Genomic DNA, 16,426 nt, shown 5'->3' with positions numbered 1-16,426 from the left:
CCGCGCTGCCGACGAAGCGGACCATCCGGTCGCCGCGCTCGGCGCCCCAACGCGCCCGCAGCTCGGCCGGATTCTCCTTCAGCCCCGGAATGACCTGGCCGCCATTGCGGCCCGAGGCGCCGAACCCGACCGTGGCGGCGTCGACGGCGACCACGCGCACGCCGCGCTCCGCCAGGTGCAGCGCGGTCGAGAGGCCGGTGATGCCGAGGCCGACGATGGCGACGTCGGCGTCGATGCCGCCGTCCAGCGCCTCATAGGCCGCGCCCGGCGCCGCGGTGGCAGCCCACAGCGACCGGGAAAGATCGAACGGCTCGGTCCACGGCATCGGATCCTCCCAGCATCTGCGTGGACAGGGTGATTCACCTGGGTGATGAAAATCAACTTGATTTCACCTGTGTGATGGAAAATCGTAGGGCATATGACGTCGCGCCCCCGGATCGCATCCGGGCCGGCCGACAGGAGGGATTGCCCGTATGCGTCCGCCGCGCGCTTTCGACCGGCTGATCCAGGTGCCGACCGCGCTCCTGACCGTCACGCTGATCCTGTTCGCCTTCGCGCTGCTGCTGTTCCTCAGCCTGCGCCGCAACGATGGCGCCCTGATCGGGCTGGACCTGACCCTGGACGGCTATGTCAGGGCCGTGACCGATCCGCTTTACGCCATGGTGCTGCTGCGGTCGCTGGTGGTGGCCGGGCTGGTGACGGCTGCGACCGTGCTGGCCGCCTATCCCATGGCCTATTTCATCGCCTTCCACGCCGGGGCGCGGAAGGGCACTTGGCTGCTGCTGGTGACCCTGCCGTTCTGGACCAGCTACCTGCTGCGCGTCTTCGCCTGGAAGATCATCCTCGGCTACAACGGCATCCTCAATTCGGCCCTGGTCGGCACCGGGGTGGTGGCGCAGCCGCTGGAGGCGCTGCTCTACACCCCCGGCGCGATGGTGCTGACCCTCGCCCATGCCTATGCCGCCTTCGCCATCCTGCCGATCGTGGTCCGCCTCGACACCATCGATCCCCGGCTGATCGAGGCGGCGCGCGACCTGGGGGCCGCGCCGGCCAAGGTGTTCCGCCGCGTTATCCTGCCGCTGTCGATGCCCGGCGTGGCCGCGGCATCGATCGTCGTCTTCATCCCGACGCTGGGCGACTACGTCACGCCGGCCCTGGTCGGCGGCCCGTCCTCGACCATGATCGGCACCGTCATCCAGGCCCAGTTCGGCAAGGCCAATGACTGGCCCTTCGGCGCGGCGCTGTCGGTGCTGCTGATGCTGTGCCTGGGCCTGGGCTGGTTCGCCATCCGGGCGGCCATGCGCCTGGCCCGGCGGGTGGCGGCATGAGCGGCCGGCGCGCCGCGGTCGGCCTGCGCCTCTATGCGCTGCTGTACATGCTGTTCCTGTACCTGCCGATGGCGATGATCCCGCTGTTCTCGCTGAACGACTCGATCTATGTGGCGCTGCCGCTGAAGGGCCTGACCCTGCATTGGTACAGCGACCTGCTGGGCAATTCCCAGCTCGGCACCGCCCTGCGCAACAGCCTCATGGTCGCGCTGGGGGCGGCAACCCTGGCGACGGTCGCCGGCACGCTGACCGCCTATGCCGTCACCCGGCGCGGTGCGGGGCGGGGCACGCAGTTGCTGCTGGCCGGCGCCGCGGCGCCGCTGTTCATCCCCGGCGTCGTGCTGGGCATCGCGCTGCTGGTGCTGGCCACGCTGGCGGGGCTCGGGCCCTCCCTCACCGCGGTGGCGCTGGCGCATGCCTGCCTTGGCCTGCCGATCGCGGTCCTGACCATGAAGGGCCGGTTCGAAGGCTACAGCCGGGCGGTGGAGGAGGCGGCGGCCGATCTCGGCGCCGCGCCGTGGACGGTGCTGCGGCGGATCTCGCTGCCGATCGCGGCGCCCGGTATCGCCGCCAGCTTCCTGCTGGCCTTCACCACCTCCTTCGACGAATTCATCGTCGCCTTCTTCCTGGTCGGCACCGACCCGACGCTGCCGATCTACATCTGGGGCCAGCTGCGCTTCCCGAACCAGCTGCCGGGCGTCCTGGCGCTCGGCTCGCTGATCCTGGCGGTGTCGGTCGTGCTGGTCCTGGCGGCGGAACGGTTGCGCCGCCGCGGCACGGTTGCCCGGGCCGCGCCGCCGATCCCGCTCGCGACCTGAACCGAAACGACAACGAACACGAACAGGAGGCACGTCATGCTAGGTCTGGATCGTCTCGGCGCCCGCGGGGGCCGGCTCATGTTCTGTGCGGCGATCGCCGCCATTCTCGCTGCCGGCGCCGCCACCGGCGCGCGGGCGGCGGACAAGCTCAGCTATCTCACCTGGTCGGGCTATGAGCTCGACCAGTTCCACCCTGGCTATGCCGCCGCCCACCCCGAGGGTGTCGACATCACCGTGTTCGGCGACGACGACGAGGCCTTCGCCAAGGTCAAGGCCGGCTTCCACCCCGACATCGCCCATCCCTGCTTCGACAAGATCCCGCGCTGGCGGCAGGAAGGGCTGCTGCAGCCGATCGATGTGTCGCGGATCAAGAACTGGGATTCGATCTTCCCGGTGCTGCGGAACCTGCCGGGCGTGGTCGCGGACGGCAAGGTCTGGATGGTGCCCTGGGACTGGGGCAACACCTCCGTCCTGTACCGCACCGACCTGGTCAAGGACCCGGAGCCGAGCTGGCGGTTGCTGTGGGACAAGGACTATGCCGGCCGTCTCGCCACCATCGACGCGGTGCATGACACGCCGATCGTCGCATCGCTGCTGGCCGGTGTCGACCCGTTCGACCTGACGTCGCCGCAGGACATGGCCAAGGTGAAGGACCTGCTGCGCGAACAGCGGCCGCTGTTGCGGCTGTACACCACCGACATGACCTCGGTGGAACAGGCCCTGGCCTCGGGCGAGCTGGTCGCGGCGATGACCTGGAACGCCTCCGCCGTCTCGCTGCGCAAGCAGGGCGTCCCGGTCACCTTCATGAAGCCGAAGGAAGGCATGCTGACCTGGGTCTGCGGCATGGTGTTGCTGAAGGATTCGAAGAATGTCGACGCGGCCTACGACTTCATGAACGCCCGGCTCGACCCGTCCTCGGGCGAGCAGCTGATCCGCCAGTACGGCTATGGCAGCTCCAGCGCCGAGGCGTTCAAGCGGGTCGATGCGAAGACGCTGCAGGAATTGGAGCTGCCGTCTGACCCGCAGGAGATGATCTCGCACACCGTGGTCACCCGTTCGATCAAGAACAATGACGGGGCGACGGCGATGTTCGAGGCGGTGAAGGCCGGCGGATGACCGGCCAGCCGGCGCGGCGGGCTTCCGGATGGGGCGGGTCGACGTTATGACTGGGGTCATGACCGGACGATCCCCCGCGCGCTCGCCCAACCTCGACGGCGTCTCCGCCGACCCTTCGGCCGAGGATCCATCGGCCGAAGCCTCGGCCCCGGCGCGATCGCCACCGAGCCCGGCCGATCTCGCCTTCGGCCGGCGGATCCGGCAGCGGCGCAAGGCCAAGGGGCTGTCGATCGCCGATCTGGCCGGCCGCGCCGGGGTGTCGACCGGCGCGCTCAGCCAGATCGAACGCGGCCTGTCGTCGCCGACGATCCGCCAGCTCTGGGTGCTCAGCTCGGCGCTGGAGGTATCGGCCAGCGCGCTGGTCGCGCCGGAGGATGCGGCGCTGCCCGACCCCTATGTCACCCGGCATGAACGCGAGCAGCCGGTGATCTTCGAGCGTGACGGCCTGCGCAAGCGGCGCATCTCCGCCGCGGCCAATGCCGTGTTCCAGGGACTGATGGTGGAGATCGAGCCGGACCGCGGCTCGGGCGGCGCCCCCTACACCCATGATGCCGACGAGATCGGCTACGTCATCGACGGCACTGTCGATCTCGAGATCGACGGCAAACCCTATCGGCTCGGGCCGGGCGACTGCTTCGCCTTCTCCAGCCGGCTGCCGCACCGCTTCCACAACCCCGGGCCACGTCCGGCGCGGGTGATCTGGGTGATCGCCAAGACGGGATAAGGCGGCATCTTTGCCCGCCCCCTGGTGGCGGCGCGCCGGCCTACCCATTTTCAGCGGGTCATCAGGCTGGAGAGCGGCATGGCGAAACCGGCGCAGGCTGTGCTCGGCGACATCAAGGGGGCCATTGCCCGCGAGGAGCGGGCGGGCCTGTCCTATGTCTTCTACGGCCGCGTGCTGGTTCTGGCGCTGCTGGCGATCTATACCGTGCTGGCGGTCCCGGCCAGCCGGGCCTGGGCCTATCTCGGCGTCATGGTCCTGTTCCTGGTGCTCGGCCTGATCCCCTATGTGCTGCAACGCCGCGGCCGCCTCGGCGTCTGGGGCGTCGGCGCCTTCCTGGTCGGCGACGGCCTGCTGCTGACCGTGCTGATGGTGGCGCCCAACCCGCTGTTCGGCATGGATCTGCCGGTGCAGTTCACCCAGCGGCTGCCGAACTTCCTGTTCCTGCTCCTGTTCCTGTGCGGTGTCGCGCTCAGCTATTCACCGAAGCTGGTGCTGCTGGTCGGCGCCGGGCTGGCCGCCGCCTGGTCGCTCGGCTTCCTGTGGCTGGCCACGCTGCCGGACAGCATCATCTTCAGGGCGGCCGATGTCGTCGGCATGGGGCAGATGGGCACGGCCGACCGGGCGATGGCATCGCTCGACCCGCATGCGGTCAATGTGACGCTGTGGATGATCCAGACCATGGTCCTGCTGCTGGCCACGCTGGTCCTGGCGCTCGCGGTGTGGCGGTCGCGCAAGCTGGTCGGCCGGGTGGCGAAGACCGAGGCGGCCAAGGCGGCCCTGTCGCGCTATTTCTCGCCGAACCTGGTCAGCCGGCTCGCCGCCTCCGGCACGCCGATCGGCGAGGTCCAGCGCCAGCCGGTGGTCATCCTGTTCGTCGACATCGTCGGCTTTTCCAGCCAGGCCGAAGGGCTGGCGCCGGAGCGGGTGGTGGCACTGCTGCGCAGCTTCCACCGCCGCATGGCGGAGCAGGTCTTCGCCCATGAGGGCACGATCGACAAATACATCGGCGACTGCGTCATGGCGACCTTCGGCACGCCGCAATCGGGGCCGCGCGACGCCTCCAACGCGCTCAGCTGCGCCCGGGCGATGTGCGCCGACGTCCAGCGCTGGAACGCCAAGCGGGCGGCGCGCGGCGCGGTGGCGATCGAGGTCGGCATCGGGCTGCACTATGGGCCGGTCGTGGTCGGCAATATCGGCGACGAGCGTCGTCTCGAATTCGGCGTGGTCGGCGACACCGTCAACGTCGCCAGCCGGCTGGAGCGGTTGAGCCGCCGGCTGGACGCGACGGTGGTGGCCAGCGACGCCGCTGTCTCCCAGGCTGGCCGTGAAGGCTGCGCGCGGGAGGTGCTGGACGCCTTCGACCCTGCCGGCCAGACCGAGATCCGCGGCCGGCAGGGGACGCTGGCGATCTGGACGCTGGCGCCGATCGGCGTGGCGCAGCAGGTTCGGATGGCCGTGGCCGAATAACAGGCCGGAAGGAGTGGGGGATTCGCGGATGACCAGTGCAGAGAGCCCCGGCCTGCGCCGCCGGCCGGTGGGCGAGACGACCCTGACGCTGCCGTCGGGCGCCGCCATGCCGATCCTGGGACAAGGCACCTGGGGCATGGGCGAGGACGGGCGCGAGGCGGATGACGAGGCGGCGGCGATCGCCGCCGGGATCGATCTCGGCCTCGGCTTGATCGACACCGCCGAGATGTACGGCGAAGGCGGCGCCGAGCAGGTGGTGGGCGCGGCGATCCGCGGCCGGCGCGACGACGTGTTCCTGGTCAGCAAGGTCTATCCGCACAATGCCGGCCGCACGGCCGCAATCGCCGCCTGCGAGGGCAGCCTGCGCCGGCTCGGCACCGACCGGATCGACCTGTACCTGCTGCACTGGCAGGGCGGCGTGCCCTATGCCGAAACCATCGAGGCGTTCGAGCGGCTGCGCGCCGACGGCAAGATCGCCGACTGGGGCGTCAGCAATTTCGATCGCGACGACATGGTCGACTGGACCCGCGAGGATGGCGGCCGCACGGCGACCAACCAAGTCTGCTACAGCCTGGGCGCCCGCGGCATCGAATGGGACCTGCTGCCCTGGTGCCAGGATCGCGGCTTGCCCATCATGGCCTATTCGCCGCTCGGCCAGGGCCGGTTGCTCGACGACCCGGCGCTCGGCGGCGTCGCCCGGCGCCACGGCGTCGCGCCGGCGACCGTTGCCCTGGCCTGGCTGCTGACGCGGCAAGGCGTGGTGGCGATCCCGAAATCCAGCCGGCCGGACCGATTGCGCGACCACCGCCGGGCGCTCGACCTCGTCCTCAACGAGGCCGATCTCGCCGCGCTCGACCAGGCCTTTCCGCCGCCACGGCGCAAGCTCCCGCTCGCCATCCTCTGATCCCGCGCTCAATCGTCGGCTGTTCCAACGGTGCGGCTCTCAGCCGTTCCGCGTCTATTTCTCGTCTGTGATGCAACAGGTGGGGGCTGATAATTCCAAGTTATTACGTCTGTCATTTTGATCATGTCGGACGCATTGGAGTCTTTGCAGGAACAGATGGAAAAGAGGATTTCAAATACTGAAGTCAGCCGTATCGTGACGTCTTCCTGTTCGCTTTGTGGCGGAAAGATGGCGGGGTGATATCAGATATCGGCATTGGGATTGTGGAGACGATGTTTTTCGGAATCTTGAGAGGTCAACGACGGAGTGCCCGGCGTCACACGTGAAGGTGGGGAGTCCGGACCATGCTGATGAGGATGCGTCCGGCATCTATGGAAAGGGATTGCTCCCATGCTGTCTCGTATGAAGCGCGTTCTTATTGCCGCCTCGGCGGCGCTGCTCCTGACCGGCGCTTCCGGCGCCGCCTTCGCCCAGGACCGGGCGCCCGCACCGGTGGCGACGCCGCTGGTCTGGCACGGCGAGGGCAACGCCTCGCTCGACACCAAGGTGGACTGGCGCGGCAACCGCTCGAACTGGCGGTCGGATCGTCACAACAACAACTGGCGCGGCGACAACTGGCGCCACGACCGCCGCGAATGGCGCGGGGGTGGTTGGGGCCGGCGCGACGAATGGCGCCATGAACGCTGGCGCGAACCTCGCGGCTGGCGCCACAACCGCGGTTGGGGCTGGGGCTGGCAGTGACCCAGCTCTGATCCGATGAAATGAAGAAGGCCGGCGCTGCTCAAGCGCCGGCCTTTCTTTTTGGATTGTTTCACATCTTGTTCGGTTCCGGCAGCGGGGGCGGCTCGCCCGGGCTCGGCGGCACCTCCGTCGGGCGCTCGCCCGGCTGTCCGGGCGGAATGTCCGGCCCCGGCGGGGGCTGGGGTGTCGGTTCTTCTGGCGGCAGCTTCGGCGTGGTCATCAAAAAATCCCTCAAGACGCGTGGTGTTCGTGCCGTTTGCGGGTTGCGGCGGCCTTCTTCGCCGACGCGCTGCGGGCTGCGGCAGGACGCTCGGCGGCAGCCTCGCCGCCCGCTTTGCCGCCCTTCTTGGCGGAGGCGTTGGTGTCGGCCTTGCCGCGGCCGGAGCCGCTCTTGTTGCCGCCGCCGCTGTCTTTGTTGACGGTGGCCCAGGCCCGGCGTTCTGCCTCGTTCTCGGAGACGCCGCGGGCCTCATAGCCCTCCTCGATATGCTCCGCCTTGCGCTTCTGCTTATCGGTGTAGCTCGATTTATCACCCTTCGGCATGGCCTGGCCTCCTGTGCGGGTGTGCGGGCCATCCTGCGGTTCCGGACCGGCCCCTCCCTGACTCAATCGCAGCGCGCGGCCATCGGTTCCGTCGGAACCGATGGTCCCGACCGGCTATTTCCTGGATGAGAGTCACCATCGTGGAGAGCGATATGCAGACCCGGACCGCGCATGATCTGGCCAGCCGCGAGACCGAGCGGCTGATCGCCAGCGACAAGGTCGAAAGCACGCCGGTGCGCCGGCCGAACGGCGACAAGATCGGCACCATCCAGCGGGTGATGATCGACAAGCGGACCGGCCGGGTCGGCTATGCCGTCATGACCTTCGGCGGCTTCCTCGGCCTCGGGGCGGACTACTACGCCCTGCCATGGTCGATGCTGACCTACAACGAAGGCCTCGACGCCTATGAGCTGGACATCACCGAAGACCAGCTGCGCGGCGCGCCGGCCCATGACGCCCGCGACCGGTTCGACTGGGACGACCGCCAATGGGCGCAGCAGGTACACGATTACTACCGGGTGCCGCCCTACTGGATGTAGGCGCTGGTCGAATCTGAACCGCCAGGGGCGGCCTTCGGGCCGCCCCGTTCCGTCTGGGGGTCAGAGCACCCACCAGAGCAGGACCACGCCGATGACGACGACGGCCAGCCCCAGCGACAGGTGCAGCACCCAGCGCATATGGCCGCTGGTCTCGCCCTGGCGGGCCTCGGTGGTGTTGAGCGTGGGTGGTTGGTCGTCCGGCATGATCGGCTCCTCGCTGCCATGGACGCCGATCCGACGGCCGGTCGGCTCTCCCAAGGAAACGGCAGGCGAGAGAACCCGGTTCCGCTATCCCGCAGGCTGCAGGTCGACCGGGTCCGGATTGGTCAGCGCGGTCAGCACATGGTCGCGCCAGGCGCCGCCGATGAACAGATAGGCCTTGGCGTAGCCCTCGCGCTCAAAGCCCAGGCGCTGCAGCAGCGCGGCGCTGCGCGCATTCTCCGGCAGGTGGTTGGCCATCAGCCGGTGCAGCTCCAGCGGCCCGAAGGCATAGGCGATAGCCAGCTCCAGCGCCTCGCGCATCAGCCCCTGGCCCTGATGCGCGGCCCCCAGGTGATAGCCCAGCGTCGGGGCCTGGAACGAGCCGCGGACCAGCATGTTGAGATTCAACTGCCCGATCACCCCCGCGGCGGGCTGCCCGATCAGCCGCAGCGCCATGCGCACGGCCCGGTCCGTGAGGAACAGGTCGACCGTCTCCTCGCTCCAGCGCCGCCAATGCGCCTCGGTGCGCCAGGCGGGGCCGCGCGGCGGCAGCCAGGGGTCGAGATGGTCCCATTCCCGATCATGGAACGCCGCGAGCGCCGCGGCCTCGGCCGGTCCCGCCAGGGTCAGCGAGACCCGGGGGCCGGTCAGGCGCGGCGGCTCGCGATGCCGGGGCATGGCGTCAGCGCTTCTGCTTTACGTCAGGGTTTTGGGCGTCGATCAGGTCGACGAAGCGCTGGAACAGGTAGTGGCTGTCCTGCGGTCCCGGGCTCGCCTCCGGGTGATATTGCACCGAGAACACCGGCCGGTCCTTCAGCCGCAGCCCTTCGTTCGACCCGTCGAACAGGCTGACATGGGTGACCTCGACTGTGTCCGGCAGGCTGTCGGCCAGCACCTGGAAGCCGTGGTTCTGGCTGGTGATCTCGACCTTGCCGGTGGTCAGGTCCTTGACCGGATGGTTGGCGCCGCGATGGCCGCGGGCCATCTTCTCGGTGCGTCCGCCCAGCGCCAGGGCCAGCATCTGGTGGCCCAGGCAGATGCCGAAGATCGGCAGGCCGGTGTCGAGCAGCGCCTTGATCATCGGCACGGCGTATTCGCCGGTCGCCGCCGGGTCGCCCGGGCCGTTGGCCAGGAACACGCCGTCCGGCGCATGGCCCAGCACGTCCTCGGCCGTCGCCGTCGCCGGCAGCACGGTGACGTCGCAGCCGGTCGAGGCCAGGCAGCGCAGGATGTTGCGCTTGGCGCCGAAATCGATCGCCACGACCTTTCGCTGCGGGGTCTCCAGCTTGCCGTAGCCGGTGGCCAGGGCCCAGCGCGTCTCGTCCCAGCGATAGGTCTGGCGGCAGGACACCTCCTTGGCCAGGTCCATGCCCTCCAGCCCCGGCCAGGCCTGGGCCTCGGCCAGCGCCGCCGGGATGTCGAACTTGCCGTCCGGGGCGTGGATGACCACGCCGGTCGGGGCGCCGGCATCGCGGATGCGGCGGGTCAGGGCGCGGGTGTCGACCCCGGAAATGCCGATCAGGCCGAAGGATTGCAGCCAGTCGTCGAAGTCGCGGGTGGCGCGCCAGTTCGACGGGTCGGTGATGTCGTCGCGCAGCACCAGGCCGCGGGCGGCCGAGGTCCCGGTCTCGATATCCTCCGGGTTGGCGCCGACATTGCCGATGTGCGGGAAAGTGAAGGTGACGATCTGCCCGGCATAGGACGGATCGGTCATGATCTCCTGGTAGCCGGTCATCGACGTGTTGAAACAGACCTCGCCGATCGCCCGGCCGGTCGCCCCGATGCCTCGGCCCCAAAGCACCGTGCCATCGGCGAGCACGAGCGCCGCAGTGGCGCCGGGAGGCGGAGCGGTGTGGGTCATGGCAACCTCGGGGTATGAATTTCCAGGCATAAAGCACGGACGTTGACAAGATTCCAGCCCCTCTTGCCCGCGCTGGCGGAATGGCCGCCCCCTTCTCTTGCCTATCTCGACGGGATAGCCGACATTTCGCGCCGCTTTTGCCTGGAGGATCCGATCATGCTGCGCACCCAGTTCACCGACACGCTCAAGGAAGCGATGAAGGCCCGGGACGAGCGCCGGCTCTCGACCGTGCGGATGATCATCGCCGCCCTGAAGACCAAGGACATCGACGCCCGGTCCAAGGGCAACATGGAGGGCATCCCGGACGAAGAGATCCTGTCGCTGCTGCAGACCATGGTGAAGCAGCGGCGCGAGAGCATCGCGCTGTACCAGCAGGGCAACCGCCAGGACCTGGCCGACAAGGAACAGGCCGAGATCACGATGATCGAGCAGTTCCTGCCCCAGGCGATGGGCGAGGCGGAGACGGCGGCGGCGATCGGCGCCGTCATCACCGAACTCGGCGCCGCCGGCATGAAGGACATGGGCCGGGTGATGGCCGAGCTGAAGACGCGCTACGCCGGGCAGATGGATTTCTCCAAGGTCTCGCCGATGGTGAAGGCGCAGCTGGGCTGACCGTCCAGTGGCGCCCGAGCTCCAGGGCTCCTATATTGTGTGTATGACGAAGCCCGTGCCGATCCAGCCACCAGACGATCCCGAGACTGCCGCGAAGCGTGCGGCGATTCGGGAGGGGATCGCATCGGCCGATGCGGGCCGGCTGATCCCGCATGAGGAGGTGCGGCGCTGGCTGCTCTCCTGGGGAACCGGGAAACGGCTGCCGAAGCCCGAGTGCAAGTAGCCTGGACGCCTGAGGCGCTGGAAGATCTCGATCGGCTTGTGGCCTATATCGAAGTCTCCAATCCGTGGGCGGCCTCACGACTTGCGGTGCAACTCATCGCAGCTGCCGACAGCCTTGAACGCCTTCCCCGTCGTGGGCGCCCCGGTGTGGAGCTGGCCACCCGTGAACTCATCGTTGCACCGTATGTGATCGTGTATCGGATCACCGGGCAGGTCGAAATTCTGCGTCTCTGGCACGGCGCCCAGAACCGGTGACCGTCCGAATCGGGAATCGGTTTAATCTAGTCTCTTCCGCCCGATAGAACTGACCGCATGGCCCTGTCCCCCGGATTCCTCGACGAACTGCGCTCCCGCCTCCAGGTCTCGGATGTGGTCGGCAAGCGCGTGCCGCTGCAGCGTGGCACCAAGGGCGAATTCAAGGCCTGCTGCCCGTTCCACAAGGAAAAGTCGCCCAGCTTCACGGTCAACGACCAGAAGGGCTTCTTCCACTGCTTCGGCTGCGGCGCGCATGGCGACGTCATCGGCTTCGTCATGCAGCACGACCGGCTGTCCTTCATGGAGGCGATCGAGTCACTGTCGGCCCAGGCCGGCCTGGAGGTGCCGAAGGCGGAGCCCGAGGACCGGGAGCGGTTCGAGCGGCAGAAATCGCTCTACGACGTGGTCGAATCGGCCTGTGCCTTCTTCGAGGCCGAGTTGCACGGCCCGGGCGGCCGGGCGGCGCGCGAATACCTCAAGGGCCGCGGCCTGGACGGCGAGACGGTGTCGCGCTTCCGCCTGGGCTTCGCCCCGACCGATGGCGGCAAGCTGATCAAGCATCTGCGCGGCCAGGGCTTCCAGGACGCGATGGTCGAGGAGGTCGGGCTGGCTCGCCGGCCGGATGACGGGCGCGACCTCTATTCCTTCTTCCGCAACCGGGTGATGTTCCCGGTGGCCGACCGCCGCGGCCGCACCGTCGCCTTCGGCGGCCGGATCATGGAGGGCGACGGCCCGAAATACGTGAACAGCCCCGACAACCCGCTGTTCCACAAGGGCCAGCTGCTCTACGGCCTGTCGCGGGCGCGGCAGGCGGCGTCCCAGGGCCAGACCGTGATCGTCGCCGAAGGCTATATGGACGTGATCGCCCTGGTGAAGGCGGGCTTCGAGGCGGCGGTGGCCCCGCTTGGCACAGCCATGACCGAGGAGCAGATCGCCGAGCTGTGGAAGATGACGCCGGTGCCGGTGCTGTGCTTCGACGGCGACGAGGCCGGGCGGCGGGCGGCCTGGCGGGCGATGGACCGCATCCTGCCGCAGCTGAAGCCCGACCATTCCGCCCGGATCGCCTTCCTGCCGCAGGGCGAGGATCCGGACAGCCTGATTCGCGGTTCCGGCGGTGGTGCGGCCATGGCGGCGGTGCTGGACGGCGCCCTGCCGCTGGTGCGCGTGCTGTTCGACCGCCAGACCACGATGCACCGGCTGGAAACGCCGGAGGGCCGGGCCGGGCTGCGCGCCGGGGTCGAGGCGCAGGCGCGGCGAATCGCCGATTCGGCGGTGCAGGGCCAGTACCTGGCCGAGCTGCGGTCCCGATTCGACGAAGCCTATCCCCACCGGCCGCGGCGGCCGGACAAGGATTGGCGGCCGGGCAAGCCGCCCGCGCCGGTCGGGCCCAAGCCGCAATCGATCAGCGACGAACAGGATGATCGGCTGGCGATTTGCGTGCTGCTGCTGCTGGTTGCGGGGCATCCGACGCTGGCCGAGGAGGTCGGCGAGGGCTTCGCCATGATCGAGATCGCCGATTCGCGACTCGATTCGCTGCGCCAGACCCTGCTGTCGCGAATCGGTGATTCGCGGCCGGGCGAATCGGACGGACTTGATTCACAGCCGACTCAGTCCTACCTCACTGTTCCCGAGGCTGATGGGCTGCCGCCGGCCTTGGTCGACCGCATTCGCAGGAAATGGCCCTTCACCCGGCCGGGGACGTCTCTCGATGAGGCGCGCGCCGGCTGGGCTATGGTTATGGACCATATCGAATTGCGCGCTCTGAAGCGCGAATTCGCCGATGCGGCCAGGGATATGGGACGGCAGGGCACGGAGGCTGCGCTGGAACGCTGGCGCGGACTGCGGCAGGAGATCGAGCGGCGGCAGGCGATGCCGGGCGGGTTGTGACCCGCCACTGAGGATGAAATGGATGCCGCGACGCGGCGGGACACGGCCAATTCCGAGTCGTGGCCCTTCCTTGCGTGCGGAACCTTAGGTATGAGAGCCAGCTTCGGGTCCCTTTTGGCGATAGGGTTTCCGACGGCGGCGGGCGAAGGGGCACGGGTGCAGATGGCGACCAAGACAGCGACGGCAGCGGATTCGGCCGAGACGCGCGAGGAAAGCGCGGACGGCGCCATGATGGACGCGACGGTCCAGGCGGTGAAGAAGCTTATCGCCAAGGCCAAGGAGCGCGGCTACGTCACCGTCGACGAGCTGAACGCCGCCTTGCCGCCGGATTCGACCTCGTCCGAGCAGATCGAAGACGTGATGGCCGGCCTGTCGGAGATGGGAATCAACGTCGTCGAGAGCGAAGAGTCGGACGACGCTGCCGCGACCAGCAGCGAGTCCGACGGCGAAGGCCGGAATGCTGGCAATCTCGATGACGACGATGTCGGCCGCACCGACGACCCCGTGCGCATGTATCTGCGCGAGATGGGATCGGTCGAGCTGCTGTCGCGCGAAGGCGAAATCGCTATCGCCAAGCGCATCGAGGCCGGCCGCGAGATGATGATCGGCGGCATCTGCGAGAGCCCGCTGACCATCCGCGCCATGATCGATTGGCATTCTTCCCTGAAGGACGGGAAGATGTTGCTGCGTGACATCATCGACCTCGACGCCACCTACGGCGCCAGCCCCGAGGGCGAGGCGCTGGCGATGAGCGCGGCCGCGGCAGCGGCGGAGCCTGAAGCCGAGGCCGAGACCGAGGGTGAAGGCGACGCGGCCGGCGGATCTGCCGACGAGGATGACGGCGGCATCTCGCTCTCCGCGATGGAAGAGCAGCTGAAGCCGCACGTGCTCGAGACCTTCGAGGCGATCGAGCAGACCTATCAGAAGATGCACAAGCTGCAGGAGCAGCGGCTTGGCCAGATCCAGAAGGGTGAAGCCCTCTCCAAGCAGTCGGATTCGAAATACGACAAGCTGAAGGAGGACATGGTCCGGTTGATGGAGGTGGTCCACCTCAACAACGTCCGGATCGAACAGCTGGTCGAACAGCTCTATGGCCAGAACCGCAAGCTGATGGGCCTCGAAGGCCAGCTGATGCGGCTGGTGGTCGAGGGCGGGGTCAGCCGCGAATCCTTCCTGCAGCATTATTTCGGGCATGAGCTCGACCCGAACTGGCTCGAGCGGGTGCGCGGGCTGGACAAGAAGTGGGCGAAGTTCTCCGAGAAGAACGGCAGCGCTGCCCAGCGGGTGCGCGGCCAGATCAGTCAGGTCTCGGACGAGGTCGGCCTGCCGATCTCGGAATACCGCCGCATCGTCTCGACGGTGCAGAAGGGCGAGAAGGAGGCCGGGCGCGCCAAGAAGGAGATGGTCGAGGCCAATCTCCGTCTCGTGATCTCGATCGCCAAGAAGTACACCAACCGCGGCCTGCAGTTCCTGGACCTGATCCAGGAGGGCAACATCGGGCTGATGAAGGCGGTCGACAAGTTCGAGTACCGCCGCGGCTACAAGTTCTCGACCTACGCCACCTGGTGGATTCGGCAGGCCATCACCCGCTCGATCGCCGACCAGGCGCGGACCATCCGCATCCCGGTCCACATGATCGAGACGATCAACAAGCTGGTCCGCACCAGCCGCCAGATGCTGCACGAGATCGGCCGCGAGCCGACCCCGGAAGAGCTGGCCGAGCGGCTGCTGATGCCGCTGGAGAAGGTGCGCAAGGTCCTGAAGATCGCCAAGGAGCCGATCAGCCTCGAGACGCCGATCGGCGACGAGGAAGACAGCCATCTCGGCGACTTCATCGAGGACAAGAACGCGGTCCAGCCGCTCGACGCCGCGATCCAGGCCAATCTGCGCGAGACCACCACGCGCGTCCTGGCCTCGCTGACGCCGCGTGAGGAGCGGGTGCTGCGCATGCGCTTCGGCATCGGCATGAACACCGACCACACGCTGGAAGAGGTCGGGCAGCAGTTCTCGGTGACGCGCGAGCGTATCCGCCAGATCGAGGCGAAGGCGCTGCGCAAGCTGAAGCACCCCAGCCGCAGCCGCTAGCTGCGCTGCTTCCTCGACACCTGATCGGATCGTCGGTTTCGACAACGCACGGGCGGCCTTCGGGCCGCCCGTTTCGTTTGGGGCCTATGCCTCCGACGGCGGCAGCGGGTCGAACAGGTCGGGGTACCGCAGGGCCAGCTTCGGCAGCGTGAGCAGGATCTCGCCAAGATGGGCGCGCATCGCCGCGGCCGCGGCGTCCGGGTCGCCCGCCATCACCGCTTCGGCGTTGGCGGTGTGCTGGTCGACCAGCGCCGGCATCGGCGTGGTCTCGGGCATCGACAGGAACCGCACCCGGTCCATCTGCGGCTTGATGTCCTCGATGATCTGCCAGGCCGCCTGCCGGTGGGCGGCGTCAGCCAGCAGCCGGTGGAAGGCGTCGTCGAGGGCGAAGAACTCCTCCGGGTCCTTGGCCTGCGCCGCCCGCGCCTGTTCGGCCAGGTTGGCGCCGATGGCCGCCAGCGCCGTCCGGTCGGCGCCGCGCGCCACCTCGCGAACGATGGCGCTTTCCACCGCCACGCGGACGAAATGGGCGTCCTCGACCGCGGCGGGTGAGATCTTCACGATCAGGGTGCCGCGCTGCGGCAGGATGCGCACCAGCCCGGCCTTGCCCAGCTTGATGAAGGCCTCGCGCACCGGCTGGCGGCTGATGCCCAGCCGGGTGGCGATGTCCTGCTCCGACAGCATCTCGCCCGGCCGGAGGTGCATGGTCACGATGGCCCGGCGCAGCGCCTGCACGACCTGCTGGGCGATGGGCTCCGCAGTGTGCTCCAGATCGATGGCGAAGACGGCGGTCATGCCCCTCTCTACCATGCCGGCCGGATGTTGCCGAGATCGAACCACCATACTAGTGTCACAGGGATGCCGCCGGTGTCGATCGGCGCTGCCGCAGGACCGATAGGGGAAGCGCTGCCGATGCCGTTCCAGGATCATGCCGGGCCGCGGAAGGCCTGCCGCTCGTGACCATCGTCCATCCGGCGTCCCCGCGGCGCCCGGGGGCGTCCGCGCGACGCCTCGGGGCGGCGGCGCTGGCCAGCCTGCCCGCCTCGGTGGCGCGGCCCACCTATGACCGCGCCGCGATCGTCACCGGCATCGTCCATCTCGGCATCGGCGCCTTTCACCGCGC

19 protein-coding genes are annotated in these 16,426 nt (G+C 68.5%); 13 read left to right on the top strand and 6 right to left on the bottom strand.

Features of this window, described 5'->3' with window-relative positions:
- Positions 1-325 (bottom strand): NAD(P)/FAD-dependent oxidoreductase (locus AC3XYG_RS15040; protein ID WP_489140650.1); only part of this gene is annotated, 325 nt, incomplete at its 3' end.
- 148 nt (positions 326-473) lie between these two features.
- Here AC3XYG_RS15040 and AC3XYG_RS15035 point away from each other — a divergent pair.
- The 7 genes from AC3XYG_RS15035 (at position 474) to AC3XYG_RS15005 (ending at position 7,098) form a co-directional block, all read left to right on the top strand.
- Entirely contained in the window at positions 474-1,328 is an 855-nt protein-coding gene (locus tag AC3XYG_RS15035; protein WP_489140649.1) for an ABC transporter permease, read from the top strand.
- Complete coding sequence (locus AC3XYG_RS15030; RefSeq protein ID WP_489140648.1) at positions 1,325-2,146, top strand: ABC transporter permease; 822 nt, start codon at positions 1,325-1,327, stop codon at positions 2,144-2,146. The genes AC3XYG_RS15035 and AC3XYG_RS15030 overlap by 4 nt, the downstream gene beginning before the upstream one ends.
- 36 nt (positions 2,147-2,182) lie before the next feature.
- Positions 2,183-3,262 carry an ABC transporter substrate-binding protein gene (locus AC3XYG_RS15025; RefSeq protein ID WP_489140647.1) on the top strand — a complete coding sequence of 360 codons (1,080 nt, stop codon included), beginning with the start codon at positions 2,183-2,185 and terminating at the stop codon, positions 3,260-3,262.
- A gap of 58 nt (positions 3,263-3,320) precedes the next feature.
- The gene (locus tag AC3XYG_RS15020) at positions 3,321-3,986 is read left to right on the top strand and encodes a helix-turn-helix domain-containing protein (RefSeq protein WP_489140646.1); all 666 of its coding nucleotides are present in this window, start codon (positions 3,321-3,323) and stop codon (positions 3,984-3,986) included.
- 78 nt (positions 3,987-4,064) lie between these two features.
- Complete coding sequence (locus AC3XYG_RS15015) at positions 4,065-5,453, top strand: adenylate/guanylate cyclase domain-containing protein (protein ID WP_489140645.1); 1,389 nt, start codon at positions 4,065-4,067, stop codon at positions 5,451-5,453.
- A gap of 28 nt (positions 5,454-5,481) precedes the next feature.
- A complete protein-coding gene (locus AC3XYG_RS15010) occupies positions 5,482-6,357 on the top strand; it encodes an aldo/keto reductase (protein WP_489140644.1) in 876 nt (291 codons plus the stop codon).
- 390 nt (positions 6,358-6,747) lie between these two features.
- Positions 6,748-7,098 (top strand): hypothetical protein, encoded by a 351-nt coding sequence (locus tag AC3XYG_RS15005; protein ID WP_489140643.1) that lies wholly within the window; start codon positions 6,748-6,750, stop codon positions 7,096-7,098.
- 231 nt (positions 7,099-7,329) lie between these two features.
- Here the strand turns inward: AC3XYG_RS15005 and AC3XYG_RS15000 are convergent, their stop codons facing one another.
- Positions 7,330-7,641 (bottom strand): hypothetical protein, encoded by a 312-nt coding sequence (locus AC3XYG_RS15000; RefSeq protein ID WP_489140642.1) that lies wholly within the window; start codon positions 7,639-7,641, stop codon positions 7,330-7,332.
- 152 nt (positions 7,642-7,793) lie between these two features.
- Between AC3XYG_RS15000 and AC3XYG_RS14995 the strand changes: the two genes are divergently transcribed.
- On the top strand, positions 7,794-8,180 hold the full coding sequence (locus AC3XYG_RS14995) for a PRC-barrel domain-containing protein (protein WP_489140641.1): 387 nt from the start codon (positions 7,794-7,796) through the stop codon (positions 8,178-8,180).
- 60 nt (positions 8,181-8,240) lie between these two features.
- Here AC3XYG_RS14995 and AC3XYG_RS14990 read toward each other — a convergent pair whose 3' ends face one another.
- The 3 genes from AC3XYG_RS14990 to carA all read right to left on the bottom strand — a co-directional run bounded on the left by AC3XYG_RS14990 (position 8,241) and on the right by carA (position 10,242).
- Entirely contained in the window at positions 8,241-8,384 is a 144-nt protein-coding gene (locus AC3XYG_RS14990) for a hypothetical protein (protein ID WP_489140640.1), read from the bottom strand.
- An 84-nt stretch (positions 8,385-8,468) separates the two neighbouring features.
- Positions 8,469-9,059, bottom strand: coding sequence for a GNAT family N-acetyltransferase (locus tag AC3XYG_RS14985; RefSeq protein WP_489140639.1), 591 nt, complete (start codon positions 9,057-9,059; stop codon positions 8,469-8,471).
- A gap of 4 nt (positions 9,060-9,063) precedes the next feature.
- Positions 9,064-10,242 (bottom strand): glutamine-hydrolyzing carbamoyl-phosphate synthase small subunit, encoded by a 1,179-nt coding sequence (carA, locus tag AC3XYG_RS14980; protein WP_489140638.1) that lies wholly within the window; start codon positions 10,240-10,242, stop codon positions 9,064-9,066.
- 156 nt (positions 10,243-10,398) lie between these two features.
- Here carA and AC3XYG_RS14975 point away from each other — a divergent pair, with 156 nt between their 5' ends.
- The 5 genes from AC3XYG_RS14975 to rpoD all read left to right on the top strand — a co-directional run bounded on the left by AC3XYG_RS14975 (position 10,399) and on the right by rpoD (position 15,303).
- Positions 10,399-10,854, top strand: a complete 456-nt coding sequence (locus tag AC3XYG_RS14975) for a GatB/YqeY domain-containing protein (protein WP_489140637.1) — start codon at positions 10,399-10,401, stop codon at positions 10,852-10,854.
- Positions 10,855-10,897: 43 nt separating this feature from the next.
- Positions 10,898-11,077, top strand: a complete 180-nt coding sequence (locus tag AC3XYG_RS14970; RefSeq protein ID WP_489140636.1) for a hypothetical protein — start codon at positions 10,898-10,900, stop codon at positions 11,075-11,077.
- A complete protein-coding gene (locus tag AC3XYG_RS14965) occupies positions 11,068-11,331 on the top strand; it encodes a type II toxin-antitoxin system RelE/ParE family toxin (RefSeq protein ID WP_489140635.1) in 264 nt (87 codons plus the stop codon). Before AC3XYG_RS14970 ends, AC3XYG_RS14965 begins: the two co-directional genes overlap by 10 nt.
- A 57-nt stretch (positions 11,332-11,388) precedes the next feature.
- Positions 11,389-13,218, top strand: a complete 1,830-nt coding sequence (gene dnaG, locus AC3XYG_RS14960; protein WP_489140634.1) for a DNA primase — start codon at positions 11,389-11,391, stop codon at positions 13,216-13,218.
- Positions 13,219-13,380: 162 nt separating this feature from the next.
- Entirely contained in the window at positions 13,381-15,303 is a 1,923-nt protein-coding gene (gene rpoD / locus AC3XYG_RS14955) for an RNA polymerase sigma factor RpoD (protein WP_489140633.1), read from the top strand.
- An 84-nt stretch (positions 15,304-15,387) separates the two neighbouring features.
- Here the strand turns inward: rpoD and AC3XYG_RS14950 are convergent, their stop codons facing one another.
- Entirely contained in the window at positions 15,388-16,098 is a 711-nt protein-coding gene (locus AC3XYG_RS14950; RefSeq protein ID WP_489140632.1) for a GntR family transcriptional regulator, read from the bottom strand.
- Between the last annotated feature and the right edge of the window lie 328 nt (positions 16,099-16,426).

The organism is Inquilinus sp., from assembly GCF_057815775.1.
The sequence above is the reverse complement of the archived record's forward strand: the minus strand, read 5'-3'. Positions and strand labels throughout refer to the sequence as shown.